The sequence below is a fragment of the Paenibacillus sp. MER 180 genome (assembly GCF_023713665.1).
GTDB classification, from domain to species: Bacteria; Bacillota; Bacilli; order Paenibacillales; family Paenibacillaceae; genus Paenibacillus_B; species Paenibacillus_B suaedae.
In genome coordinates this window covers 1-1,338 of sequence record NZ_JAMAVT010000052.1, presented here as the reverse complement: position 1 = coordinate 1,338, position 1,338 = coordinate 1, and the positions used below count along the sequence as shown (strand labels likewise).

The 1,338-nt window shown below is 54.9% G+C and carries 1 rRNA gene; it reads right to left on the bottom strand.

The window, feature by feature from the left end:
• Nucleotides 1-1,338, bottom strand: a 23S ribosomal RNA gene (locus M3661_RS29735); the annotation flags it as partial.

Here is a 1,338-nt window from a genome sequence, read left to right as displayed (position 1 = left end):
TAGGATAAGCCCTCGACCGATTAGTATTGGTCAGCTCCACACATTGCTGTGCTTCCACCTCCAACCTATCTACCTCGTCGTCTTCAAGGGGTCTTACTAATTGGGAAATCTCATCTTGAGGGGGGCTTCACGCTTAGATGCTTTCAGCGCTTATCCCTTCCGCACATAGCTACCCAGCTATGCTCCTGGCGGAACAACTGGTACACCAGCGGTGCGTCCATCCCGGTCCTCTCGTACTAAGGACAGCTCCTCTCAAATTTCCTACGCCCGCGACAGATAGGGACCGAACTGTCTCACGACGTTCTGAACCCAGCTCGCGTACCGCTTTAATGGGCGAACAGCCCAACCCTTGGGACCTACTTCAGCCCCAGGATGCGATGAGCCGACATCGAGGTGCCAAACCTCCCCGTCGATGTGGACTCTTGGGGGAGATAAGCCTGTTATCCCCAGGGTAGCTTTTATCCGTTGAGCGATGGCCCTTCCATGCGGAACCACCGGATCACTAAGCCCGACTTTCGTCCCTGCTCGACTTGTAGGTCTCGCAGTCAAGCTCCCTTATGCCTTTGCACTCTTCGAATGATTTCCAACCATTCTGAGGGAACCTTGGGGCGCCTCCGTTACTCTTTAGGAGGCGACCGCCCCAGTCAAACTACCCACCTGACACTGTCCCCGAACCGGGTCACGGTCCTAGGTTAGAACTCCGATACGAACAGGGTGGTATCCCAACGGCGCCTCCACCTAAGCTGGCGCTCAGGCTTCTCAGGCTCCCACCTATCCTGTACAGTCCGTACCAAAGTCCAATATCAAGCTGTAGTAAAGCTCCATGGGGTCTTTCCGTCTTGTCGCGGGTAACCTGCATCTTCACAGGTATTAAAATTTCACCGGATCTCTCGTTGAGACAGCGCCCAAGTCGTTACGCCATTCGTGCGGGTCAGAATTTACCTGACAAGGAATTTCGCTACCTTAGGACCGTTATAGTTACGGCCGCCGTTTACTGGGGCTTCGGTTCATAGCTTCGCCTTGCGGCTAACCACTCCCCTTAACCTTCCAGCACCGGGCAGGCGTCAGCCCGTATACTTCGCCTTGCGGCTTCGCACAGACCTGTGTTTTTGCTAAACAGTCGCTTGGGCCTTTTCACTGCGGCCCCCTCGGGCTATTCACCCTACCGAGGCACCCCTTCTCCCGAAGTTACGGGGTCATTTTGCCGAGTTCCTTAACGAGAGTTCTTCCGCGCGCCTTAGAATTCTCTTCCCACCTACCTGTGTCGGTTTGCGGTACGGGCAGCTTCACCTGGCTAGAGGCTTTTCTTGGCAGCATGAAATCAAGACCTTCGGTACT